This is a genomic window from Leifsonia sp. 21MFCrub1.1, from assembly GCF_900107895.1.
In the GTDB taxonomy this organism is placed as follows: domain Bacteria; phylum Actinomycetota; class Actinomycetes; order Actinomycetales; family Microbacteriaceae; genus Leifsonia; species Leifsonia soli.
In genome coordinates this window covers 2,497,790-2,519,577 of record NZ_LT629867.1, presented here as the reverse complement: position 1 = coordinate 2,519,577, position 21,788 = coordinate 2,497,790, and the positions used below count along the sequence as shown (strand labels likewise).

Below are 21,788 nucleotides of genomic sequence, written 5' to 3'. Positions count from 1 at the left end.
GGCAGAGAGAAAGCGAAACTCCCATGACCCTCCCCGTCGAGATCCGGGATCAGCTGGCGCTGCAGGCGATCGAGCTGCCGAGCTGGGCGTTCGGCAACTCGGGCACGCGGTTCCGCGTGTTCGGGACGCCGGGCACCGCCCGCGACCCGTTCGAGAAGATCTCGGACGCCGCGCAGGTGCACAAGCACACCGGGCTCGCGCCGACGGTCGCCCTGCATATCCCGTGGGACCGGGTCGACTCGTACGCCGATCTGCGCAAACACGCCGAGGACAACGGGGTGGAGCTGGGGACGGTGAACTCGAACACGTTCCAGGACGACGACTTCAAGTTCGGTTCGGTCACCCACGCGGATGACCGGATCCGGCAGAAGGCGATCGACCACCACTTCGAGTGCATCGACGTGATGAACGAGACCGGGTCGCGCGACCTGAAGATCTGGCTGGCGGACGGCACGAACTATCCGGGTCAGGATTCGATGCGCGCCCGGCAGGACCGGCTGGCGGACAGTCTGCAGAAGATCTATGAGCGGATCGGCGATGGCCAGCGGCTGGTGCTGGAGTACAAGTTCTTCGAGCCGGCGTTCTATCACACGGATGTTCCGGACTGGGGGACGAGCTACGTCCAGACCGCGGCGCTGGGCGACCGGGCGGTAGTGTGCCTGGACACCGGGCATCACGCGCCCGGCACCAACATCGAGTTCATCGTGATGCAGTTGCTGCGGCTCGGGAAGCTGGGCTCGTTCGACTTCAACAGCCGCTTCTATGCCGACGACGACCTGATCGTGGGCGCTGCCGACCCGTTCCAGCTGTTCCGGATCATCCACGAGGTGATCCGGGGTGGCGGGTACGCGAATCCCGACGTCGCGTTCATGCTCGACCAGTGCCACAACCTGGAGGCGAAGATCCCCGGGCAGATCCGGTCGGTGCTGAACGTGCAGGAGGCCACGGCGAAGGCCCTCCTGGTGGACACGGATGCGCTGGCCGCGGCACAGGCCGCGAACGACGTGCTGGCCGCGAACACGGTGTTCATGGATGCGTTCAACACCGACGTGCGCGCCGATCTCGCCGACTGGCGGGAGTCGCGTGGGCTGCCGGCCGACCCGATGGCCTCCTACAAGGCGAGCGGGTACCAGGAGAGGATCGAGGCCGAGCGTGTCGGCGGGACCCAGGCCGGATGGGGGGCGTGAGCATGACCGACGAGACTGTCGCATCGTTGATCGCCCGCTCCAACCGTCTCGGTTCGGACCCGGCGAACACGAACTATGCGGGCGGGAACACGTCCGCGAAGGGGATCGAGACCGACCCGGTCACCGGTGAGCCGGTGGAGTTGCTGTGGGTGAAGGGCTCGGGAGGTGACCTGGGCACGCTGACCGAGTCGGGCCTCGCTGTGTTGCGCCTCGATCGCCTTCGGGCGCTGCAGAAGGTGTACCCGGGTGTCGAGCGCGAAGACGAGATGGTCGCCGCATTCGACTACACGCTCCACGGGAAGGGCGGCGCCGCGCCGTCGATCGACACGGCCATGCACGGACTGGTGGATGCGGCGCACGTCGACCACCTGCATCCGGACTCCGGGATCGCGATCGCGACGGCGGCCGACGGCGAGGAGCTGACGAAGGAGATCTTCGGCGGCCGAGTCGTCTGGGTGCCGTGGCGGCGTCCCGGATTCCAGCTCGGACTCGACATCGCCGACATCAAGCGGGCGAACCCGCAGGCGATCGGCACCATCCTGGGCGGCCACGGCATCACCGCGTGGGGCGAGACGAGCGAGGAGGCGGAGGCAAACTCGCTGTGGATCATCCGGACGGCGGCGGAGTACATCGCCGCACACGGTCGCCCGGAGCCCTTCGGGCCGGTGCTGCCCGGATACGAGCCGCTTCCGGAGCGGGAGCGGCGCGCCAAGGCGGCGGCGCTCGCTCCGCACCTGCGCGCCCTCGTGTCCACCGACCGCGTGCAGGTCGGGCACTTCACCGATGCAGAGGTGGTGCTGGACTTCCTGGCCTCGGCCGAGCACCCGCGGTTGGCCGCGCTCGGCACCTCGTGCCCCGACCACTTCCTGCGCACGAAGGTGAAGCCCCTGGTGCTCGATCTGCCCGCCGACGCCTCGATCGAGGACTCCGTGGCACGGCTCGAGGAGCTGCACGAGCTGTACCGGGCCGACTACCGCGCGTACTACGACCGGCACGCGACCGCGGACTCGCCGGCGATCCGCGGCGCCGACCCGGCGATCGTCCTGATCCCCGGCGTCGGCATGTTCTCGTACGGTGCGAACAAGCAGACGGCGCGGGTGGCGGGCGAGTTCTACGTCAACGCCATCAACGTGATGCGCGGGGCGGAGGCGCTGTCCTCGTACGCACCGATCGACGAGGCCGAGAAGTTCCGCATCGAGTACTGGGCGCTGGAGGAGGCGAAGCTGAAGCGGATGCCGAAGCCCAAGCCGCTCGCCGGACGGATCGCCCTGGTCACCGGCGCCGCATCCGGCATCGGCAAGGCCATCGCGACCCGGCTCGCCGCCGAGGGTGCATGCGTGGTCATCGCCGATCTCGACCTCGAGAAGGCGCAGGCCGCCGCAGCGGAGATCGGCACGACGGATCTCGCGATCGGGGTGGCCGCGGACGTGACCGACGAGAAGGCGGTCGACGCGTCCATCCGGGATGCGCTGCTCGCGTTCGGAGGGCTCGACCTGGTGGTCAACAACGCCGGACTGTCCATTTCGAAGCCGCTGCTGGAGACCACGAACGCCGACTGGGACCTCCAGCACAATGTGATGGCCAAGGGGTCGTTCCTGGTCTCGCGTGCCGCCGCTCGCGTGATGATCGACCAGAAGCTCGGGGGCGACATCGTCTACATCTCCTCCAAGAACTCGATCTTCGCGGGGCCGAACAACATCGCGTACTCGGCGACGAAGGCCGATCAGGCGCACCAGGTGCGCCTGCTGGCGGCGGAGCTCGGTGAGCACGGCATCCGGGTCAACGGCATCAACCCCGACGGGGTCGTACGCGGATCCGGCATCTTCGCCGGCGGCTGGGGCGCCAAGCGCGCGGCCGTCTACGGGGTGCCGGAGCAGGAGCTGGGCCAGTACTACGCGCAGCGCACGCTGCTCAAGCGCGAGGTGCTGCCGGAGCACGTCGCCAACGCTGTGTTCGTGCTGTGCACCAGCGACCTCGACCATACGACCGGCTTGCACATCCCGGTGGATGCGGGAGTCGCAGCCGCCTTCTTGCGATGAGTGCGGCTGCGATGAGCGCGGGGTTCGGCACGGTCGCCGCCGTCGACCTCGGTGCCACGAGCGGGCGGGTCATGCACGCCCGGGTGGGTGCGAACACGCTCGAGCTGACCGAGGCCGCCCGGTTCCCGAACACGCCCGTCCGGGTGTGGGAGGGCGACCGCGCGGCACTGCACTGGAACCTCACCGGCCTCTACGCGAACGTGCTCGACGGGCTCGGCTCGGTGGCGCGGACCGACCCGGCGCTGGCGAGCATCGGCGTCGACGCGTGGGCGGTCGACTACGGTCTGCTGCGCGACGGCCGGCTGCTGGGGGAGCCGTACCACTATCGCGACGAGCGGACCGCGGCGGGCGTCTCGGCCGTGCACGCCGTCGTCGAGCCGGCCGAGCTGTACCGCGCGGGCGGCCTGCAGTTCCTCCCGTTCAACTCGCTGTACCAGCTGGCGGTGGATGCGGCCGACGGCTCCCTGGGCGACGCGGACCGGTTCCTGCTCGTCCCCGATCTGCTCGCGTTCTGGCTCACCGGTATCGCGCAGGCGGAACGGACCAACGCGTCGACCACCGGGTTGCTCACCGCCGACGGCGTCTGGAACGACGCGTTCATCGGGCGGCTCGGTCTCCCGCGGTCGGTGTTCCCTCCGCTGGTGGACGCCGGGACTGCGGTCGGGCGCCTCCTGCCGCCCCTGGCCGCCGACCTGCCGTTCGCGGGGAGGGGCCCGGTCGTCACCGCGGTCGGCTCGCACGACACCGCGTCGGCGGTCGTCGCGGTGCCGATGGACGCATCCCGCGCTGCGTACATCTCGTGCGGAACCTGGGGCCTGGTCGGCGTCGAGCTGGAGCAGCGCGTGGTCTCGGAGGAGGGACGATCCGCCAACTTCACGAACGAGGGCGGTGTGGACGGCCGGGTCCGGTATCTCCACAACGTCATGGGGCTCTGGCTGCTCAGCGAGTCGGTGCGCGAGTGGCAGCGCCGTGGGCTGAGGGTGACGCTGGAGTCGCTGCTCGCGGAGGCCGCCGAGCTGCCCCGCCCGTCGGACCTCTTCGACCCCGACGACCCGCGCTTCCTCGCGCCGGGCGACCTCCCCTCTCGGATCGCGGGCTGGTTCGCCGAGCGCGGGCTGACCGCGCCGGCGTCGCCGGCCGGGATGGTCCGCGTCATCGTGGAGAGCCTCGCCGCCGCGTTCGCCGACTCCGTCCGCCGCGTCGTCTCGCTCACCGGCGTCGGCGTCGAGACCATCCACCTCGTCGGAGGCGGAGCCCGCAACGCCCTGCTCTGCCAGGCCACCGCCGACCGCAGCGGGCTGCCCGTGCTCGCCGGGCCGGTCGAGGCCACCGCCATCGGCAACGTCCTCGTGCAGGCCCGGGCCGCCGGGTTCCTGGGCGGCGACCTGGAGACGTTGCGTGCTCTCGTCGCCCGGACCTCCCCCCTCGTTCGTTACGACCCCAGATAGGCAGTCATATGGTTTCCCGTCAGTTCCCTCGTCCGGCCGAGTTGCTGGAGTTGATGCGGTTCAAGAAGCCGGAGTTGGATCTGAGGAAGCGCCGGTTGGAGTCGGCGTTGACGATCGAGGATCTGGCGCGGATCGCGCGCCGGCGCACGCCTCGTGCGGCGTTCGATTACACGGAGGGCGCGGCGGAGGGCGAGTTGTCGTTGGCCAGGGCGCGGCAGGCGTTCCAGGATGTGGAGTTCCATCCCGCGATCCTGCGGGATGTGTCCAGTGTGGACACGTCGTGTCAGATCTGGGGTGGGTCGTCGGCTCTGCCGTTCGGGATCGCACCGACCGGGTTCACCCGCCTGATGCAGACCGAGGGGGAGAGTGCCGGGGCGTCGGCGGCGGGGGCGGCGGGGATCCCGTTCACCCTCTCCACCCTGGGCACCACCTCGATCGAGGATGTGCAGGCGGCGAACCCGGGTGGGCGGAACTGGTTCCAGTTATATGTGATGCGGCAACGCGAGATCAGCTACGGGCTGGTGGAACGGGCCGCCGCGGCCGGGTTCGACACCCTGTTCTTCACCGTGGACACGCCGATTGCGGGGGCGCGGTTGCGGGATAAGCGGAACGGGTTCTCCATCCCGCCGCAGCTGACCCTGGGCACGATCCTGAACGCGATCCCGCGGCCGTGGTGGTGGTATGACTTCCTGACCACCCCGAAGCTGGAGTTCGCGTCCCTGTCCACCACCGGCGGCACGGTCGGAGACCTGCTGAACGCGGCCATGGACCCCTCGATCAACTACGAGGACCTGGCCATCATCCGCTCGATGTGGCCGGGGAAACTCGTCATCAAAGGCGTGCAGACCCTGGAGGATGCTCGCACTCTTGTCGATCATGGGGTGGATGGGATCGTGCTCTCCAACCACGGCGGCCGGCAACTGGACCGCGCCCCCATCCCCTTCCACCTGCTCCCGTCCGTCGCGCGCGAGGTCGGCCACCACACCGAGATCGGCATCGACACCGGCATCATGAACGGCGCCGACATCATCGCCGCCTACGCATTGGGGGCCAAGTTCACGTTGATCGGACGCGCGTACCTGTACGGGCTCATGGCCGGCGGACGGGCCGGGGTCGACCGCACCATCCACATCCTCACCGACCAGCTCATCCGCACCATGAAACTCCTCCAAGTCCGCTCCCTCGCCGAACTCGGCCCCCACCACGTCACCCAACTCACCCGCCTCCACCCCACCCACACCGACACCGACGCCTGACCACCCCGCACGCCACCACCCCGCGTGAGATTTGCGCCAAATCTCGCTTGGGCCGGGACGGCTCAGTCGTCCGGGGTGAAGATCGCCTCGATCGGGCGGTCGAAGAGGCGAGCGATGCGGAAGGCGAGGGGGAGGGACGGGTCGTACCTCCCAGTTTCGAGGGCGTTCACCGTCTGGCGCGAGACGCCGAGCCTCTCCGCGAGCGCGCCCTGCGAGAGGGCGTGCTCCTCGCGCAGGCTGCGCAGGGTGTTCTTCATCGCAGCTTGAGGACGATGGTCGCGATCAGCCAGGTCAGCATCCCTGCGCCGTAGAGCCACCATCCGGCTCCGGGGATGCTCAGCCCGGCGATGTCGAGGAACCCGGCGACCACCGCCAGCAGCATCGTCACGACGAAGCCGACAGCGAGTCCCTTGAGCGTCTGCACCGTCTCGTACTCGTCGGAGCGCACGACGTAGCGGATGAGCACCCCGGCCACCAGGACCACCGGAACAACGGGCGCCAGCGCCCAGGCGAACCGGATCGGGTCGTCGCCGTCGAGGCCGCCCCAGAGCAGGGAGGCGCAGAGGACGAGAACGTACGCGAGCATGCCGGCGCCGAACTGCACGGCGAAACGCTGCGTCCGCCGTCGTTCGCTCGGGCCGGTCCGGGTGTCAAGTTCACTTGTCATACCCACAGCCTGCCCGACGGCCGCCCCGGCTGTCAAGTGTGCTTTACAGTCAGCGCGGGGTGTACTCGTACACGACGGCGGACCAGTGGTCGCCGAGCTCGTCCCACGACTCGGGTCCGTGGAACGCCAATCGGTACTGCAGGTTGAGGAGCGGGCCGAGCACGTCGAGCACGTCCGGCTGGAACGGGGTGCCGGCCGGGAAACCGAGGCCGAAGCTGTGGATGATGCTGTCGTCCGCCGCGCGCAGCCACACGCCCCAGCCCTGCGCGACCGGCGTCGCGACCACACGGAAGACGTGTGCGGGGTCGTAGTCGTGGGGGAGGGCGTCGGGCAGCTCGCTCATGGTGCAACGGTACAAGGCGCGCGCGAGGTCGGGAACAAATCCGCCCGGGGTGCGGTTGATTGACATGTCAGCTATCCGGCTGGCGCGATCGAGAACGAGGACCGCATGAGCCCCACACAGACCCCGGAGCGACTCACCGACCGTGAACTCGCGGTGTGGCGGTCGCTGCTCGACACCACCGGCGAGCTGCGCCGGCTGCTGTCCTCCGAGCTGAACCGGGTGGAGCTCTCGACCGGCGACTACGCCGTCCTGCTGGCCCTCACCGAGGCGCCCGACCGCACACTGCGTTCGTCCGAGCTGGCCGACGCGATCGACTGGGAGCGCAGCCGGGTCTCGCACCACCTCGGGCGCATGGAGAAGCGCGGCCTCATCCGCCGCACCGAATGTCCCGGCGACAACCGTGGCGCGCTGGTCGTCCTGACCGAGGACGGCTACGAGGCGATCCGGCGGGCCTCCGGACCGCACCTGCGGGCCGTGAAGCGACTGTTCGCCGACGCGCTCCGCCCCGACCAGCTCGACGCCCTCGCCGGGGCGCTCGAGAGCATCCAGAACCATCTCGACCGCACAGCGGCCGACCCCGACTCGACGGAAGGACACCGCCCATGAGCACCGCCACCGCGCGACCCCGCGTCGCGATCCTCGGCGTCGGGCACGTCGGCTCGGCGCTCGCGCGCATCCTGCTCGACGCCGGCTACGAGGTGGATGTCGCGGCCTCCGGCGACCCGCAGCGCATCCAGCTCATCGCCTCGGTCGTCATGCCCGGCGCCCGCCCCGTGTGGGCGGCGGAGGCCGTCGCCGCCGCGGATGTCGTCATCCTCGCCATCCCGCTGCACCGGTTCGCCGGACTCGACCGCGGGATGCTCGACGGCAAGCTCGTCATCGACTCGATGAACTACTGGGCGCCCACGGACGGCGTCCAGCCGCTGTTCGAGGACACCGCCCTGACCAGCAGCGAGATCGTCCAGCGCGAACTCCCGCTCTCCACCGTGGTCAAGACGTTCAACCACATCGGCTACCACGAGATGGAGGAGGACCGCCGCCTTCCCGGCGACCCGGACCGCCGCGCACTCGGTGTCGCCTCCGACGAGCCCGAGGCCGCCGCGCTCGTCGCCTCGCTCATCGAGGACGTCGGCTACGACACCGTCCTCGTGGAGAGCCTGCGCGACGGTGTCGCGTTCGAGCCGGGCGGACCCGTCTTCGGTGCGCGCCTCGGCGCGGCCGACTTCCGCGCCGCCGTCTCTGGCGAGTCCGTCGAGACGGTGCTCGCCTCCGCCGAGGTCGCCGCCTGACCGGCAGCGACCCGCATCCCACACCCCCACCCCACCCCACCCCACCAGCACTCTCGCACCGAAAGCACACCCATGAGCACCGCACCCCAGAGCTTCCCGCTGACCTTCGGGCTGAACACCTTCGGCGACGTCACGAGCGACGCCGACGGCCGGCCCATCTCGCACGCCCAGACCATCCGCGACCTGGTCGGCCACGGTATCGCCGCCGAGCAGGCCGGTCTCGACTTCTTCGGCATTGGAGAGCACCACGTCGACGACATGCCGCTCTCCGCCGCCGACATCGTGCTGAGCGCGATCGCCGCACGCACCGAGCGCATCCACGTCGGGTCGGCCGTCACTGTGCTGAGCTCGGACGACCCCGTCCGCGTCTTCCAGCGCTACTCCACCCTCAACGCCGTCTCGGACGGCCGCGCCGAGATCATCCTCGGCCGCGGTTCGAGCATCGACTCGTTCCCGCTCTTCGGCTTCGACCTCTCCGACTACGAGCAGCTGTTCGAGGAGAAGACCAACCTGTTCGCCCACCTCCGCGAGGGCGGGCCGGTCACCTGGGAGGGGAGCACCCGCAGCGGGCTCCGCGACCAGGATGTGGTGCCGCATCTCGAATCGCCGCTGCCCACCTGGATCGGCGTCGGCGGCAGTCCCGAGTCCGTCATCCGCACGGCCCACTACGGCTTCTCGCTCATGCTCGCCGTGATCGGCGGACCGGCATCGCGGTTCGCCCCGTACAGCGAGCTGTTCCACAAGGCGCTCGAGCAGTTCGGCCGGGAACGCCAGCAGATCGGCCTGCACTCGCCCGGGCACGTCGCCGCAACCGACGAGCAGGCGCGGGAGGAGTTCTGGCCGCACTACCGCGACATGATCACCAAGGTCAGCGCGACGCGCGGGTTCGCCATCCCGACGGAGGCGTCGTTCCGGCGAGAGCTCGGACCGGACGGCAGCCTCTACGTCGGGTCGCCGGAGACCGTCGCCGCGAAGATCGCCGCCAACCTGCGGGTGGTCGGCGCCAACCGGTTCGACCTCAAGTACGGCATCCCCGGGATGACGGACGAGTCCCTCCTCACCGCCATCCGCCTGTACGGCGAGGAGGTCGTCCCCCGCGTCCGCGAACTCCTCGCCTGGCCGCCTCCCTGACGTATCCGCCCACCGTCGAGTCCGCACTTTTTGCACACTGCGACGGCGCGTCGCGTGCAAAGTTCGCGGACTCGACGGCTGGTAGCGTGCACCCAACCGACGCACCGACCTCAGGAGGACGCATGACGACGCACGCCGACAAGACCTACGCCCGCATCACCGGCTCCCCGGCTCCGCGCGACCTGGAGTGGACCGAGTTCATCAGCTTCTGGCAGGACCGCGCCGACCAGGTGGAGCAGGAGACCGGCGATCGCCTCGCGGTGAAGCTGAACGGACACCGCGAGGTCTTCCGCCGCCAGCACGACGGCCGCGTCTCGATCGAGGACATCGAGCGGGCCCGCCACCTGCTGGCGGCGACTCCGGAGCCGAAGGGCCACGGCGTGCTGCTCGCCGTCGCGATCGACGCCGAGCACGCCCGCATCTTCGACTTCGATCTGGATGCGCGCACAGTCAGCGACACGGAGCGCACGGTGACCGACGAGGACCGCCGCGCCCACCACCTCCGCACGGTCGAGCGGCACACCGGCCATGACGACGAGCGCGACCTGGACCACTTCTTCGACGCCGTCGCCGAGGCGCTGCGGTCGACCGCTCCCGACCGCTCGTTCGTCGTGATCGGGCACGGGTCCGGCAAGGCGGGTGTCGCCGCCGAGTTCGTCGAGCGCCTGCGCGCCGCGCACGCGGACGTCGCTGCGCGCGTGACCGCGCTCACCGAGCTCGACCTCAGTGCGGCGACCGACGCCGACATCGAGTCCGCCGCGCAGGCCGCCGTCCGCCTCTAGCCGCCGCTCGCGCCCTCCCGCCTCACACTCCCACCGTCGAGTCCGCAAACTTTGCACGAGACGCGCCGTCAGAGCGTGCAAAGTTTGCGGACTCGACGGTGGGGGGAGGGGGCTACTGCTCGAGGGGGGCGCGCTTCAGGATGAGGAAGCGGGCTCCGTAGGCGGGGACGCTGACCGGGAAGCTGGCCAGGTCGTCCACGGTCCCGACCTCGCTGCCGTCGGCGGCATCCGTCACCGTCGCGCGGTGGGGGAGCGCCTCCGAGCGCACGGTGCCGTCGACGGCGGTGTCGGTCATGTTCAGCACCGTCAGCTGCACCACGGGCAGCTCCTGCTCGTCCAGCGTCTCCAGCTCGTGCACCAGGACGAGCATGCCCGGGTGCGCGACGTCCGGGACGTCGACCTGGCGGGCGCTCGCGATGCCCCAGCGGTCGCGGATGCGGAGGAGCTCCCGCAGGCGGTTCGCGAACGAGTCGCGCTTCCGCAGCTGCTCGGGGAGCGGCCCGTACAGCGAGCGGGCCCGCGGCATCCCGTAGGCGGAGCGGTCCGCGTCCGGTGCGGATCCGAGCAGGTCGTGCGCTCCCCGCTCGACCCAGCGGGTGTCGCCCTCCGCGATGAGGTCGGCCACCTCGGCGCGGGGAACCGTGAGGGCGCCGAGCAGGTCCCATCCCGACAGGGCGAAGACGCCCGGCTGCCAGGCGTTGAACGCGGCGAGCAGCAGGTGGGCGTCGCGGATCGCCGGGATGTCGTCCTCGGTGATCGAGTCGAGCGTCGCGTGCCCCTGGGTCGCAGCGATGAGGGAGGCCGACGTGCAGGCGATGCCGTTCGTCGTGAACACGAGGTTGTAGTCGGCCGTCGGCTCGGTGATCGCCTCGACGAGGTCGGCGCGGATGCGCTGGGCCAGCTCGCCTCCGCTGATCTCCTCCCCGCGGAACGTGTAGACGTCGTTCTGGTGCAGCGTGGCCCAGTGCACGAGCTCGTAGGTGAGCTCGTCGTGGTTCTGCATCCCGTGCACCAGGCTCACGGGCTCGACCCCGAGTTCCAGCGAGGTGCGCAGGGTGAGGCGCAGGAACTCGGTGTCGCCGGTGGCGAGGGCGTGGTGGTATGCCGGACGGTTGATGAAGTCGTACGAGAGGTCGGCGCCGACAGCCCCGGTGTCGCGGATGTCCTCGACGGTCAGATTGAGCTCCTGGAAGGTGAAGCCGCCGACCTTGCGCACCATGCCGGCGATGATGTGGTTCGCCGCGTGCGACAGCGGGTGGCCCTCCGACCAGGCCGGCATCCCCTCCGCGCTCTTCTCGACGCCGAGGAAGCCGTTCGCATCCAGCCGCAGCGCGCTCGTGCCGAGGTCGCCGAGCGAGTGCAGGGCGTCGCCGATCACCAGGCGCATGCCCGAGAACGTCGGGTCGAGCCAGTTGACCGACGGCTGGCCCTCCTTGAAGTAGTGGAGGTAGACCCAGCGGCGGGTGACGCCGTCGACGCCGATCACCGGAGCCGTGGCGCTCCAGTTCGTCTCCTTGACTCCGGGCGCGTAGAAGATCACGCGCTGCAGCTCGCCGATGATGTAGCCGCGCTCGGCGAGCGCCGCCTCCGTCGACGGGTCGAGGTTGACGGAGTCGCGGCCTTCCGGCACCTCGGGCAGCAGGTGCCACTCGTCCGGCGGGATCTCGACCATGTGGTAGATCCCGGGGTAGTCCTTGTACGCCATCTCGGCGAGCCGGAAGTCGGCTCCCTTGCCGGTGTGACCCGGCACGATGTCGTCGATGACGCTGCCGCCGTGCTCCTCGGCGACGTCGGTCAGCCGGCGGAAGGTGTCCTCGTCGCCGAACGCCGGATCGATCTGGGTGCCGATGCGGTCGAAGTGGCCGTCGACGCTCGGGGTCTCCTGCCAGCCGCGGATGCCGCCGGCCCGTTTCACCGGACCGGTGTGGATGCCGTTGATACCGATCCGCTGGAACGCGCGCCACAGCTCCGGGTCGGCGAGCGCCGTGAGGAACGACTCGCCCGGTCGCGTGATCAGCGAGATCGGGTACGCGGTGAACCACACGTCGGACGTGGAGACCGCACGGCGGGCGTCCGGCCGGGCGTACGGGTTGCGCCACATGCTGGGCGAGCCGGACAGCTGCCGGCTGAGCACGTCCGCATCCTTCAGCATGGACTGCCGCACCAGCCATTCGACGTACGCGGGGTTCTGACCGTTGGCCGCCCGGGGGTCGGAGAACGTGCGGCGGATGCTGCCTCCGCGGAGGTTCGCACGCGGGCGCAGCCGGCGCGGTCTCGCGGGGTAGAGCTGTTCGTCGTAGGTGATCTCCTCCGGCGCCGCCTGCTCCTCCGCAGGGGTCTCGCCGGGTGCCGTCGCCGTGTCCTGCTCCGTCGCCTCGAGTGCCTCGTCGTCCACGTGGTCTCCTTCCGTGACTGCCAACGTAACCCCCGAAACGGCCGGCGTGTTCCGACGATCGTTCGCCACGCCCCGGGAGGCGCGCGACTCGCTAGAGTTTTTCCCGTGACCACTCCGCTCACGCTCATCCAACGTTCGCCCGATCCCGAGTCGGTCGGGCAGTCGCGCGACCGCCGGCCGAGCATCGCCGAGCGCTTCCGCTCGATGGGCCGCAGCCGCATCGGCGCGCTCCTGCTCGTCGCGGCGACGCTCATCGCGATCGTGTGGGCCAACATCTCGTTCACGGGCTACGAGCAGTTCTGGGACACCCACCTGATCGTGGGGGTCGGCGATCTGCACCTCGACTTCACCCTCCACGCACTCGTCAACGACGCCCTCATGGCGATCTTCTTCTTCACCGTCGGACTGGAGGTGCGGCGCGAGTTCGCGATCGGCGAGCTCACCAGCTGGTCGCGCGCCGTCGTCCCGGTCGTCGCCGCGGTCTTCGGGCTGGCGGTTCCCGCGCTCATCTTCGTGCTGTTCACCCTGGGGACGGGGATGGAGCACGCCTGGGGTGTCGTGATCTCCACCGACACGGCGTTCCTCGTCGGCGCGCTCGCCCTCGTCGGCCCGCACGCGACCGGGCGCCTCCGGGTGTTCCTCCTGGCGCTCGCCGTGGTGGACGACATCGGCGCCCTGAGCATCATCGCCCTGGTCTACACCGAGAACTTCAACCCGTATCCGCTGATCATCGCCGCGGTCGGACTGGTCGGCGTCTACTTCACGCGCTATCTGCGCGGAGGCCGGGGGCCGGTGTACGCGACGCTCGCGATCATCGTGTGGCTCGCGTTCCTCGCGTCGGGCGTGCACCCCACGCTGGCCGGCGTGGCGATCGCCCTGCTCGTGCCGGTGTACCGGCCCAACCGGCGGGATGTGGAGCACGCCCTCGATCTCGCCCGCACCTTCCGGCAGTCGCCGAACACGGAGTACGCACGAGCCGCGGCGAACAGCCTGCGCGAGTCCATCTCGATCAACGAACGCCTGCAGTCGGCGTGGGGCCCGTATGTGGCGTACGTCGTGCTGCCGCTGTTCGCCCTCGCCAACGCGGGCGTTCGGCTGGACGGCGACATCCTCGCCGGCGCGCTCGTCTCGCCGATCGCCTGGGGTGTGCTCGCCGGTCTCGTCGTCGGTAAATTCGTCGGCGTGTTCGGTTCCACCGCCGTGCTGCGCCTGCTCAAGATCGGCGACTTCGGGCCGGGCCTCACCCTCGACCGCCTGGCCGGCGGAGCGGCGCTGTGCGGGATCGGCTTCACCATCTCGCTGTTCATCGTCGACCTGGGAGTGCGTGACGAGGCGGCGCAGAACGCCGCCCGCGTCGGCGTGCTCGCGGCGACGATCGTGGCCTTCGTCGTCGCGACCATCGTGTTCCGCATCTCGGACGCCCGCCGTCCGAAGGACGAGGCCGGCCTGACCCTGGTCCGTCCGGTCGACCCGGCGCGCGACCACATCTTCGGGTCGCTGGATGCGCCGTACGAGATCGTCGAGTACGGCGACTTCCAGTGCGGCTTCTGCCTCAAGGCGACCGGGTCGGTGTTCGAGGTGCAGCGCGAGCTGGGCGACCGCCTCCGGTACGTCTGGCGGCACGCACCCCTCACGCGGTACCACCCCAACGCGCTCGCGGCGGCGGAGGCGTCGGAGGCCGCGGCGCGTCAGGGCAAATTCTTCGAGTTCGAGCGCGCTTTGTTCGCCGACCAGGAGCACCAGCTCCCGTCGGACATCCTGCGCCGTGCGGAGGAGCTCGACCTCGACCTCGAGCGCTTCGAGGCCGACCTCAGCTCCCCAGAGGTGGCCGCCCGTGTCCGCGACGACATGCTGGATGCGGAGGCGATGGACATCGCGGCCGTACCGACGTTCTTCATCAACGGCCGCCGCCACGTCGGCCCGTACGACGCCCAGTCGCTGATCCGCGCGATGCAGGCGTCCGAGGGGACGGACACCGCCGCGACCGCGCAACCGTAGCGCGCTCGCGCTCGGCGGTCGTCCTGCGGCCGACCGCCGGCCGGCAGCCGACTAACGGCCACGCCGCCGAACGACGTCGGTGGCCGGCCCTACGATCGGGTCATGGCCGACGACCCCCAGCGACCCGCGCCCGACCTCCTCGTGGTCGCCGACCAGGCCGCGTGGCGCGCCTGGCTGGACGAGAACGAGCGGAGCTCCGACGGCGTCTGGCTGGTGCTCGCCAAGAAGGGCGTCACCGACCCGACGTGCCTCACCTACCAGGAGGCCCTGATCGAGTCGCTCTGCAGCGGCTGGATCGACGGGCAGCGCCGGTCCCGCGATGCGACGACCTTCGTGCAGCGCTACACCCCGCGGCGCAGGACGTCGCTGTGGTCGGAGCGCAACATCCGGCTCGTCGAGGGCCTCATCGCCGAGGGCAGGATGCGAGCGGCCGGCCATGCGGAGATCGAGCGGGCGAAGGCCGACGGCCGCTGGGAGCGCGCATACGCGGGGCCCGCATCGATCCAGGTGCCGGACGACCTGGCGACCGCCCTCGCGGCCTCACCGACGGCTGCCGACACGTTCGCCGGACTGAACGGGCAGAACCGCTACTCCGTCCTGCACCGCATCATCACGGCGCCCAGCGAGACGAGTCGAGCGAACCGGCTGGCCAAGCTGGTGGGGATGCTGGAGCGCGGCGAGACGCCGTATCCGCAGTGACCCGATCCCACCATCCTCGATCCCACCATCCTCTCGGACCGGCCCAGCCGGAACAAGCGTTGATCGGCGGCTCCGCGGCCCCATAGGTTGGGGGTGACGCCCCGACGAAAGGACCCGCATGCCGTCCAGCCCCTCGCCCCATGTCGCCTCGCTCACCGATGCCGCGGACACCTACGAGAACGACTTCGGCCGCATCTCGCAGCTCACCGCCGCCGACTTCCCCATCCTGAAGCGGATGTCGCTGAAGCGCATCGTCCTCGAGCCGGGCGGTATCCGCGAGCCGCAGTGGAACGTGAACGCGAACCAGATCGCCTACGTGGTCCGCGGGACCGTGCTGGTGTCGATGCTGGCCAACGCGGACGAGTTCGCGTCCTTCGTCGTGCAGCCGGGTCAGATGTACCACGTCGCCTCCGGCGCGATCTACCACATCGAGAACGTCGGCGAGGAGACGGCGGAGATCATCGCGTCCCTCCGCACCGCGCGGCCCGCGCACTTCTCGCTGCAGAACAGCTTCAACGCGATGACGGACGCCGTGCTCGGCAACACCTACGACCTCCCGTCGTCCGCGTTCGCCGCGTTCGACCGGCACGACGCACAGCAGATCGTCCGCCGCGAGGGCCCCGCGCGCATCCCGGACACCGCAGGCCTTCCCAACGCGCACCTCTTCGACATCGCCGGGCAGAACCCGCCGCTGTCGTACGACTACGGCAGCGCGCGGCTGGGCCGCAAGCAGTTCTGGGCCGCCCTCGACGACCTCTCGATGTACTCGCTCGAGATCGGCCGCACCGGGATGCGCGAACCGCACTGGCACCCGGTGACGGCCGAGCTCGGCTACGTGCAGAGCGGGCACGCGCGGATGACGGTGCTCGACCCGGACGGCTCCCTCGACACGTACGAGCTGGAGCCGGGGAACGCCTACTTCATCCCGCGCGCCTACCCGCACCACATCGAGGCGCTGGGCGACGAGGGCATCCACTTCCTGATCTTCTTCGACCAGCCGACGCCCGGCGACATCGGCTACCGCGCCACCGCGTCCGCCTTCTCGCGCGAGGTGCTGTCGTCGGCGTTCGGCGTTCCCGAGGCGCAGCTCCCGCAGTTCCCGTTCACGCCGATCGACCCGCTGATCGTCGGGCGGACGAATCCGGTGGATCCGGTGGAGTAGGCCCGACGGCTTCGGCCACGTCGACACCGTACAGCCGGGGTCAGGCCGCGAGCGCGCCCGTCAGATACGTGCGCAGGATGCGGCGGAGCCGCGGCTCCAGGTCGATCAGCGCGTGGCCGAGCCGCGGATCGGAACGGTACAGTTCCGCGATCTCCGGGGGCGGGGTGGAGATCTGCCAGAAGGTGCCGGCCAGGGAGGTCGCGGCGGCGACCAGATCGCGTGCCGCCGGATCCGAGAGGCCGGGCAGCGCCTCCCGGACGGCGTCGGCGATCTCGGCGAGGCTCTCGCCGCTCGTCAGCTTGTAGCTGCGCACCGCCTCGATGGAGACGTTGCGCTCGAGGTTGAGCGGGGCCTGCGCGAGCAGGTCGCAGAACGCCCCGCGCGCGGCGAGCGTGGAGGCGAACGCGGCGGCGACCCCGTCGGCGGTGGATGCGTGGCGGACGCGCTCGCACAGCACGGGCGTCCACTCCCTCCAGGCCTCGGCGGTGAGGCGGAGGAAGATCTCCTCGCGGGTCTCGAAGTAGCGCAGCATGGCCGACTTGTGCATCCCGACCGCGTCGGCGATGTCGGTCAGGGTGACCGTGCGGATGCCGCGCTCCCGGCCGAGCGCGCGGGCGGCGTCGAGGATGGCGTGCTCGCGCGCCGCCTTGGCTTCGGGGGAGCGGGCTCGGCGGGGACCGCTCACCGACGTCTCCTGCTGGGTCATGTGTCCAGCTTAGCGCAACGGAGTTGCATTAGTTAAAGAAACGGTGTTTCATTAACGCCATGGAACAGACATGGTTCATCACAGGCTCCTCCCGCGGCTTCGGCCGCTCCCTCGTCGTCGCCGCGCTCCGGGCGGGTCATCGCGTCGCCGCCACCGCGCGCCGCCCCGACCAGCTCGACGACCTCGTCGCCGAGTACGGCGACCGCATCCTGCCCCTTCGACTCGACGTCACCGACGCCGCCCGCGCCGCCGAAGCGCTGCGCGAGGCGTACGAGCGCTTCGGCCGGCTCGACGTGATCGTGAACAACGCCGGCTACGCCAACGTCTCGCCGATCGAGACGACGGACGACGACGACTTCCGCACCCAGTTCGAGACGAACTTCTGGGGCGTTTACACCATCAGCAAGGCGGCCATCCCGCTGCTGCGCCGACAGGGCGGAGGGCTCGTCATCCAGTTCTCCTCCGTCGGCGGGCGGGTCGGAGGCTCTCCCGGCATCGCGTCGTACCAGGCGGCGAAGTTCGCGATCGACGGCTTCAGCCGGGTCCTGCGGGCCGAGACGGCTCCGTTCGGGGTGAAGGTCCTCGTCGTCGAGCCGAGCGGCTTCCGCACCGACTGGGCCGGTTCGTCGATGGAGGTGCGCGCGATCCCCGACGGGTACGAGAGCACCGTCGGCGCGATGAATCGCCGGGTGCGGCAGTCCGGCGACGGCCCGGCCGGCGACCCGGACCGCGCGGCCGAGATCCTGGTGCGCCTCGCGCAGACCGACGACATCCCGCAGAACCTCCCGCTGGGGGTGAATGCGACCGAGATGAGCGTCGCGCAGGATCGCCGCCTCCTGGCCTCCGACCTCGCCTGGGCGCCTGTCTCCCGCTCGGCCGACGCCGCCGAGCCCTACCCCGCCCCCTTCCCGTCCGCCTGACCCCTGCGCCGCTCCCGCCCCTCCCCACCGTCGAGTCCGCGATCTTTGCACGCGCGCACGGCGTGTCGCGTGCAATTCGTGCGTACTCGACGGTGGGGGGAGGGGCCGGTAGGGTTCGCGTATGACGACGGGGTCGAACGAGCAGGGGATGCGCACGTTCGCGCAGGTGCTCGTCAACACGGCCGTCGCCAACGTCACGACCAGCTACCTCTGGTTCGCCCTCACCTTCTGGGTCTACCTCGAGACCCGGTCGGTGCTGGCCACCGGGATCGTCGGAGGAGCGTACATGCTCCTCGTCGCCGTGTTCTCGATCCTGTTCGGCACGGTCGTCGACCGCCATCGCAAGCAGCACGTGATGCTGCTCGCCTCCCTGCTGACGCTGGCCGCCTTCTCGATCGCCGGCGTGCTCTACCTCGTCTTCCCGGAGGAGGCGCTGCTCGATCTGGGCGGTCCGATGTTCTGGATCTTCGCCGGCATCATCCTCTTCGGTGCGGTGGTCGAGAACCTCCGCAACATCGCGCTGTCGACCACGGTCACTCTGCTCGTACCGGTCGAGCGGCACGCCAATGCCAACGGCCTCGTCGGCACCGTCCAGGGGCTCGCGTTCATCGTCACCAGCGTCTTCAGCGGACTGTCCATCGGCCTGCTCGGGATGGGATGGACACTGGTCATCGCGATCGTGCTGACCGGGCTGGCCGCTTTCCACCTGCTCATGCTGCGCATCCCCGAGGAGCTCCCGGAGCGCGACGCGTCGGCCTCGGCCGTCGATCTGCGGGGGAGCATCGCGGCGATCCGCCAGGCGCCCGGACTGTTCGCCCTCATCGTCTTCTCGACCTTCAACAACCTCATCGGCGGGGTCTACCTTGCCCTGATGGACCCGTACGGACTGGAGCTCTTCGAGGTGGAGATGTGGGGCATCGTGCTCGGCGTCGCCTCCACCGGCTTCATCATCGGAGGCCTGGTGGTCGCGAGGTTCGGACTGGGCGCGAACCCCATCCGGACGATGCTGATCCTGGTCGCCGTCATGGGGCTGCTCGGCGCGACCTTCACCCTCCGGGAGTGGTGGCCGCTGTATGCCGCAGGCATCTGGGCGTACATGGCGCTCGTGCCCGCCGTCGAGGCCTCCGAGCAGACGGTGATCCAGAAGATCGTGCCGTTCGCACGGCAGGGCCGCGTCTTCGGGTTCGCACAGGCGCTGGAGTCGGCCGCCGCCCCGATCACGGCGTTCTTGATCGCCCCGGTGACGCAGTTCCTGATCATCCCGTACCTGGCGTCGGACGCGGGCGCAGCCACCTGGGGATGGCTCCTGGGCGACGGAAGCGCGCGGGGGATCGCGTTGGTGTTCGTCGTCTCGGGGCTCGTCATGGTGGGGCTCTCGCTCGGCGCCTTCCTCACCCGCTCCTACCGACGGCTGTCGGCCGAGTACCAGGGCAGCGCGAACGACACGGTGGTGACGGCTCGGTGAACAGGCCGAATGGGGGTCTGCCCCGTAAGCTGTGCACTGGCTATGCTTCGGATCGTTCGGGGGAAGGCCATTCGGAGGGGGAAAGGCCATGTACGGTCTGTCATCGGCGGGAGCATTCGCCGCGGCGGTCGCTGTCGCAGCGATCGTGTTGCTGCTCGCGCCCATCGGCGAGGTGGTGACGCCGGCGGTCCAGGCGGTGGATCTGGTGGTCGCCGGGGTCGCGGGGGCGGCTGCTGCGACGTTCTTGAGCATCGCGGGAGGCCAGCGGCACCGCCGACGGCGGGCGCGCTAGCGCCACACCCCCGTTTTCCGCAAGGGGGCCCTCAAAAGTTGACAACCTCTCCTCCGGTGGGAATCATCACGAAGGTGACGTTGGTGGACGGGACCCTCGAGGACTTCGCCCGCGATTTCGAGATCGCGCTGGCGCAGCGCCAGGTCACGGCCGCCTACCAGCCGCAGATCGACGTGGCGGACGGCGCTGTCGTCGGCGTCGAGGCGCTCGCGCGCTGGACCCATCCGGAGCACGGTGAAGTGGCGCCCGACGTCTTCGTCGACATCGCGCAGAAGACGGGTCTGCTCCCGCTGCTGACGGCGAGGATCATCTCCGATGTCACCTCCCAGTACATTCCGGGATGCACCATCGATGTCGCCGTCAACGTCTCGGCGACCCAGCTGGAGGATCCGTCCCTCTACGACATGTTCGAGGGCGCGTTCGCGACCGGCCGCTGCGACCCGGAGACGCTCACCGTCGAGGTGACGGAGAGCTACAGCATCGCGCACCCGGAACGGGTCGCCGCGCCGCTGGAGGCGCTCGCCGCGGCGGGAGTCACGATCTCGGTGGACGACTTCGGCACCGGGCATTCGTCGTTCGCGCGGGTCGAGTCCCTGCACGCCAGCGAGCTGAAGCTCGACAAGAGCCTGGTGCAGGCGGACGACCGTGTGCGCGAAGTCGCCGAGATCATCACCGAGGCGCACCGCCGGGGCATCCGCGTGGTCGGCGAGGGCGTCGAGAGCCGTGCGCAGCTGGATCGGCTGGCGTCCGCCGGCTGCGATCGCGCCCAGGGCTACTTGATCGCCCGGCCGCAGCCCGCTCCGGCGCTGCTGTCGTGGTACCGGATGCGCACGCGCGAGTCCTGACGCAGAACGCGCCCGGCCTGCGATGAGGCCGAGCGCGTGCGGGATGTCCGATCAGCGGATCAGAGGGCGTCGAACGAGTCGATGTCGACGCGCGACTCCTCCTGACGGGGAGCGGGCGGATCGACCTCGATCTGCGCCCAGGTCACGGGCATGCCCGGGGAGAACAGCACATCGACGCCGGGCCCGCCCCGGAGCGGCGGGATCGTGACGTAACCGCCGCCGGCGCGCACGGCCTCCAGGATCTTCCCGCGCAGGTCGTCCACCGGATCGGGGAGGAAGTAGTCCTTTCCGTCGACCGTGAGGCGGTGAACGATCATGCGGCGATCCTTTCCGAGGGGATGATGTAGAACACTATCGCGGCGTCACGATACACCCGTATTCCGGACGAGTATGCTCGCAGCAGCCTCTGACGGCGACACGAACGACCACACGAAAGGCATCCGTGGGCACACTCCGCTACGACGGCGAAAGCTACGAGCTCGACGACCGCCTCCTGTTCCACATGCAGATCGCGATCAGCACCAAGCTCCGCCGCGGGGAGAACTTCTTCCTCACCTGGCCGGTGCCGGCCGAGCTCGGCAGCGGGCGTCACACCGTCTGGGTCGACAACGGCGTCCCCCTGCACATCTTCTTCTCCGGCTCCAAGGTCCCGACGCTCAACAAGGACTGGATCGAGGCCATGATCCAGACCGCCAGCCGGGCCTCCGGGATGATCGTGATGGAGGAGTCCGAGATCCGCCCGAACCCCGGGCGTTGAGCGTGGCCCAGCGCTTATAGCGGAAGCGTTTCGCGAAAACAAGGCCCCCCGGATTTCTTGCTTCACCGAGCGGGTAGTTCGATCATCTAACTAGATCTTCGAATCGCCCCCGACGGATGAGGAAGTAAGGAAGAAGCCATGGCCGAGTCACTCGCAGACATCATCGACCTGCCCACCGAGTACGTCTCGTGGCACTCGCCCGCGGCCGCGCTGTGGGTCGCGTCGACGCCGACCGCGTACGTGGGCATGGTCGACCGCAACCACGACGGTTTCGTGGCCACCGACTGCACCGGCCGTGAGCTGGGCGTGTACGGGACGCTGGAGTCCGCACGCGTCGCCGTGTACGGAGCCTGGGTCGCACCGGCCACCGCCGAGGAGCAGGCGCTCATCGCCTGACCTCGCCAGAC

General features: G+C 69.9%; 23 protein-coding genes. 17 read left to right on the top strand and 6 right to left on the bottom strand.

Annotated features, from left to right (window positions below; all coding sequences use genetic code 11):
- Nucleotides 1-23 precede the first annotated feature (23 nt).
- Genes rhaI through BLW09_RS12005 form a run of 4 tightly spaced genes read left to right on the top strand, consistent with a single transcriptional unit; the run spans nt 24 to nt 5,930 of the window.
- Nucleotides 24-1,187 (top strand): L-rhamnose isomerase, encoded by a 1,164-nt coding sequence (gene rhaI, locus BLW09_RS12020; RefSeq protein ID WP_089912885.1) that lies wholly within the window; start codon nt 24-26, stop codon nt 1,185-1,187.
- A 2-nt stretch (nt 1,188-1,189) separates the two neighbouring features.
- Nucleotides 1,190-3,226, top strand: a complete 2,037-nt coding sequence (locus BLW09_RS12015; protein WP_172824203.1) for a bifunctional aldolase/short-chain dehydrogenase — start codon at nt 1,190-1,192, stop codon at nt 3,224-3,226.
- Nucleotides 3,227-3,237: 11 nt separating this feature from the next.
- Nucleotides 3,238-4,674 (top strand): rhamnulokinase, encoded by a 1,437-nt coding sequence (locus tag BLW09_RS12010; RefSeq protein WP_442911273.1) that lies wholly within the window; start codon nt 3,238-3,240, stop codon nt 4,672-4,674.
- Nucleotides 4,675-4,682: 8 nt separating this feature from the next.
- Nucleotides 4,683-5,930, top strand: a complete 1,248-nt coding sequence (locus BLW09_RS12005) for an alpha-hydroxy acid oxidase (RefSeq protein WP_089912876.1) — start codon at nt 4,683-4,685, stop codon at nt 5,928-5,930.
- 62 nt (nt 5,931-5,992) lie between these two features.
- Here BLW09_RS12005 and BLW09_RS12000 read toward each other — a convergent pair whose 3' ends face one another.
- Genes BLW09_RS12000 through BLW09_RS11990 form a run of 3 tightly spaced genes read right to left on the bottom strand, consistent with a single transcriptional unit; the run spans nt 5,993 to nt 6,940 of the window.
- Entirely contained in the window at nt 5,993-6,187 is a 195-nt protein-coding gene (locus BLW09_RS12000; RefSeq protein ID WP_089912873.1) for a helix-turn-helix transcriptional regulator, read from the bottom strand.
- Nucleotides 6,184-6,597, bottom strand: a complete 414-nt coding sequence (locus BLW09_RS11995) for a hypothetical protein (RefSeq protein WP_157696934.1) — start codon at nt 6,595-6,597, stop codon at nt 6,184-6,186. The genes BLW09_RS12000 and BLW09_RS11995 overlap by 4 nt, the downstream gene beginning before the upstream one ends.
- Nucleotides 6,598-6,646: 49 nt before the next feature.
- Nucleotides 6,647-6,940 (bottom strand): hypothetical protein, encoded by a 294-nt coding sequence (locus BLW09_RS11990; RefSeq protein WP_089912865.1) that lies wholly within the window; start codon nt 6,938-6,940, stop codon nt 6,647-6,649.
- A gap of 105 nt (nt 6,941-7,045) precedes the next feature.
- Here BLW09_RS11990 and BLW09_RS11985 point away from each other — a divergent pair, with 105 nt between their 5' ends.
- The 4 genes from BLW09_RS11985 (at nt 7,046) to BLW09_RS11970 (ending at nt 10,142) form a co-directional block, all read left to right on the top strand.
- Nucleotides 7,046-7,546: a MarR family winged helix-turn-helix transcriptional regulator gene (locus BLW09_RS11985; RefSeq protein WP_089912862.1), complete on the top strand. Its 501-nt coding sequence runs from the start codon at nt 7,046-7,048 to the stop codon at nt 7,544-7,546.
- Complete coding sequence (locus tag BLW09_RS11980) at nt 7,543-8,229, top strand: NADPH-dependent F420 reductase (RefSeq protein ID WP_089912860.1); 687 nt, start codon at nt 7,543-7,545, stop codon at nt 8,227-8,229. Before BLW09_RS11985 ends, BLW09_RS11980 begins: the two co-directional genes overlap by 4 nt.
- A gap of 72 nt (nt 8,230-8,301) precedes the next feature.
- Nucleotides 8,302-9,360 carry an LLM class flavin-dependent oxidoreductase gene (locus BLW09_RS11975; protein ID WP_089912857.1) on the top strand — a complete coding sequence of 353 codons (1,059 nt, stop codon included), beginning with the start codon at nt 8,302-8,304 and terminating at the stop codon, nt 9,358-9,360.
- Between the two features lie 122 nt (nt 9,361-9,482).
- Complete coding sequence (locus tag BLW09_RS11970; protein WP_089912854.1) at nt 9,483-10,142, top strand: hypothetical protein; 660 nt, start codon at nt 9,483-9,485, stop codon at nt 10,140-10,142.
- A gap of 112 nt (nt 10,143-10,254) precedes the next feature.
- On the opposite strand, the gene treS is transcribed toward BLW09_RS11970, so the two are convergent.
- Nucleotides 10,255-12,537, bottom strand: coding sequence for a maltose alpha-D-glucosyltransferase (treS, locus tag BLW09_RS11965; protein WP_089912851.1), 2,283 nt, complete (start codon nt 12,535-12,537; stop codon nt 10,255-10,257).
- Nucleotides 12,538-12,642: 105 nt separating this feature from the next.
- Here treS and nhaA point away from each other — a divergent pair, with 105 nt between their 5' ends.
- The 3 genes from nhaA (at nt 12,643) to BLW09_RS11950 (ending at nt 16,396) form a co-directional block, all read left to right on the top strand.
- On the top strand, nt 12,643-14,535 hold the full coding sequence (gene nhaA, locus BLW09_RS11960; protein WP_089912848.1) for a Na+/H+ antiporter NhaA: 1,893 nt from the start codon (nt 12,643-12,645) through the stop codon (nt 14,533-14,535).
- 102 nt (nt 14,536-14,637) lie between these two features.
- Complete coding sequence (locus BLW09_RS11955) at nt 14,638-15,234, top strand: YdeI/OmpD-associated family protein (protein WP_089912846.1); 597 nt, start codon at nt 14,638-14,640, stop codon at nt 15,232-15,234.
- A gap of 118 nt (nt 15,235-15,352) precedes the next feature.
- A complete protein-coding gene (locus tag BLW09_RS11950) occupies nt 15,353-16,396 on the top strand; it encodes a cupin domain-containing protein (protein WP_089912843.1) in 1,044 nt (347 codons plus the stop codon).
- A gap of 40 nt (nt 16,397-16,436) precedes the next feature.
- Here BLW09_RS11950 and BLW09_RS11945 read toward each other — a convergent pair whose 3' ends face one another.
- A complete protein-coding gene (locus BLW09_RS11945) occupies nt 16,437-17,102 on the bottom strand; it encodes a TetR/AcrR family transcriptional regulator (RefSeq protein WP_089912840.1) in 666 nt (221 codons plus the stop codon).
- A gap of 59 nt (nt 17,103-17,161) precedes the next feature.
- Here BLW09_RS11945 and BLW09_RS11940 point away from each other — a divergent pair, with 59 nt between their 5' ends.
- The 4 genes from BLW09_RS11940 to BLW09_RS11925 all read left to right on the top strand — a co-directional run bounded on the left by BLW09_RS11940 (nt 17,162) and on the right by BLW09_RS11925 (nt 20,624).
- Complete coding sequence (locus tag BLW09_RS11940; protein ID WP_089912837.1) at nt 17,162-18,022, top strand: SDR family NAD(P)-dependent oxidoreductase; 861 nt, start codon at nt 17,162-17,164, stop codon at nt 18,020-18,022.
- A gap of 121 nt (nt 18,023-18,143) precedes the next feature.
- The gene (locus tag BLW09_RS11935; protein WP_089912834.1) at nt 18,144-19,487 is read left to right on the top strand and encodes an MFS transporter; all 1,344 of its coding nucleotides are present in this window, start codon (nt 18,144-18,146) and stop codon (nt 19,485-19,487) included.
- An 88-nt stretch (nt 19,488-19,575) separates the two neighbouring features.
- The gene (locus tag BLW09_RS11930; RefSeq protein ID WP_089912832.1) at nt 19,576-19,779 is read left to right on the top strand and encodes a hypothetical protein; all 204 of its coding nucleotides are present in this window, start codon (nt 19,576-19,578) and stop codon (nt 19,777-19,779) included.
- An 83-nt stretch (nt 19,780-19,862) separates the two neighbouring features.
- Nucleotides 19,863-20,624 carry an EAL domain-containing protein gene (locus tag BLW09_RS11925; RefSeq protein ID WP_231946824.1) on the top strand — a complete coding sequence of 254 codons (762 nt, stop codon included), beginning with the start codon at nt 19,863-19,865 and terminating at the stop codon, nt 20,622-20,624.
- Nucleotides 20,625-20,683: 59 nt separating this feature from the next.
- Here BLW09_RS11925 and BLW09_RS11920 read toward each other — a convergent pair whose 3' ends face one another.
- Nucleotides 20,684-20,941: a hypothetical protein gene (locus tag BLW09_RS11920; protein ID WP_018190251.1), complete on the bottom strand. Its 258-nt coding sequence runs from the start codon at nt 20,939-20,941 to the stop codon at nt 20,684-20,686.
- 125 nt (nt 20,942-21,066) lie between these two features.
- Between BLW09_RS11920 and BLW09_RS11915 the strand changes: the two genes are divergently transcribed.
- The gene (locus tag BLW09_RS11915; RefSeq protein WP_089912826.1) at nt 21,067-21,381 is read left to right on the top strand and encodes a DUF7882 family protein; all 315 of its coding nucleotides are present in this window, start codon (nt 21,067-21,069) and stop codon (nt 21,379-21,381) included.
- 138 nt (nt 21,382-21,519) lie between these two features.
- Nucleotides 21,520-21,777, top strand: a complete 258-nt coding sequence (locus BLW09_RS11910) for a hypothetical protein (RefSeq protein ID WP_089912823.1) — start codon at nt 21,520-21,522, stop codon at nt 21,775-21,777.
- Nucleotides 21,778-21,788: the final 11 nt, after the last annotated feature.

Coding starts and splice junctions, on each gene's coding strand:
- rhaI (WP_089912885.1), top strand. CDS start 24: ATGACCCTCCCCGTCGAGATCCGGGATCAGCTGGCGCTGCAGGCGATC.
- BLW09_RS12015 (WP_172824203.1), top strand. CDS start 1,190: ATGACCGACGAGACTGTCGCATCGTTGATCGCCCGCTCCAACCGTCTC.
- BLW09_RS12010 (WP_442911273.1), top strand. CDS start 3,238: ATGAGCGCGGGGTTCGGCACGGTCGCCGCCGTCGACCTCGGTGCCACG.
- BLW09_RS12005 (WP_089912876.1), top strand. CDS start 4,683: ATGGTTTCCCGTCAGTTCCCTCGTCCGGCCGAGTTGCTGGAGTTGATG.
- BLW09_RS12000 (WP_089912873.1), bottom strand. CDS start 6,187: ATGAAGAACACCCTGCGCAGCCTGCGCGAGGAGCACGCCCTCTCGCAG.
- BLW09_RS11995 (WP_157696934.1), bottom strand. CDS start 6,597: ATGACAAGTGAACTTGACACCCGGACCGGCCCGAGCGAACGACGGCGG.
- BLW09_RS11990 (WP_089912865.1), bottom strand. CDS start 6,940: ATGAGCGAGCTGCCCGACGCCCTCCCCCACGACTACGACCCCGCACAC.
- BLW09_RS11985 (WP_089912862.1), top strand. CDS start 7,046: ATGAGCCCCACACAGACCCCGGAGCGACTCACCGACCGTGAACTCGCG.
- BLW09_RS11980 (WP_089912860.1), top strand. CDS start 7,543: ATGAGCACCGCCACCGCGCGACCCCGCGTCGCGATCCTCGGCGTCGGG.
- BLW09_RS11975 (WP_089912857.1), top strand. CDS start 8,302: ATGAGCACCGCACCCCAGAGCTTCCCGCTGACCTTCGGGCTGAACACC.
- BLW09_RS11970 (WP_089912854.1), top strand. CDS start 9,483: ATGACGACGCACGCCGACAAGACCTACGCCCGCATCACCGGCTCCCCG.
- BLW09_RS11955 (WP_089912846.1), top strand. CDS start 14,638: ATGGCCGACGACCCCCAGCGACCCGCGCCCGACCTCCTCGTGGTCGCC.
- BLW09_RS11950 (WP_089912843.1), top strand. CDS start 15,353: ATGCCGTCCAGCCCCTCGCCCCATGTCGCCTCGCTCACCGATGCCGCG.
- BLW09_RS11945 (WP_089912840.1), bottom strand. CDS start 17,102: ATGACCCAGCAGGAGACGTCGGTGAGCGGTCCCCGCCGAGCCCGCTCC.
- BLW09_RS11940 (WP_089912837.1), top strand. CDS start 17,162: ATGGAACAGACATGGTTCATCACAGGCTCCTCCCGCGGCTTCGGCCGC.
- BLW09_RS11935 (WP_089912834.1), top strand. CDS start 18,144: ATGACGACGGGGTCGAACGAGCAGGGGATGCGCACGTTCGCGCAGGTG.
- BLW09_RS11930 (WP_089912832.1), top strand. CDS start 19,576: ATGTACGGTCTGTCATCGGCGGGAGCATTCGCCGCGGCGGTCGCTGTC.
- BLW09_RS11920 (WP_018190251.1), bottom strand. CDS start 20,941: ATGATCGTTCACCGCCTCACGGTCGACGGAAAGGACTACTTCCTCCCC.
- BLW09_RS11910 (WP_089912823.1), top strand. CDS start 21,520: ATGGCCGAGTCACTCGCAGACATCATCGACCTGCCCACCGAGTACGTC.